1 protein-coding gene is annotated in these 321 nt (G+C 48.9%); it reads right to left on the reverse strand.

Going from position 1 to position 321, the window contains the following annotated elements:
* The coding region (locus tag CHH91_RS18160; protein ID WP_141234203.1) for a metal ABC transporter ATP-binding protein at positions 1–321 on the reverse strand (321 nt) is incomplete at both ends.

Here is a 321-nt window from a genome sequence, read left to right on the forward strand (position 1 = left end):
GTACGAGGGCACGCGCTAAAAACACACGTTGCTGCTGCCCGCCAGATAGCTGGCTAATTTGCCGATTTGCGTACTCAGTCATCCCGACTTTTTCAAGTGCTTGCATTGCTTGTTCCCGATGTTTTTTTTGCGGCCATTTCAGCCAGCCAATCCGGCCATACAGACCCATCAGCACAACATCTAGAGCGTTTGTCGGAAAATCCCAATCAACTGAGCCTCGCTGTGGAACGTAACCAATCCGCGTTTTTACTTTTTTAAGGGGTTCGCCGAAAAAAGTTACGTCTCCTGACAAGTAAGGGTGCAATTGGAGCACCGTTTTGA

This window comes from Virgibacillus sp. 7505 (assembly GCF_002272135.1).
Classification (GTDB): domain Bacteria; phylum Bacillota; class Bacilli; order Bacillales; family Amphibacillaceae; genus Terribacillus.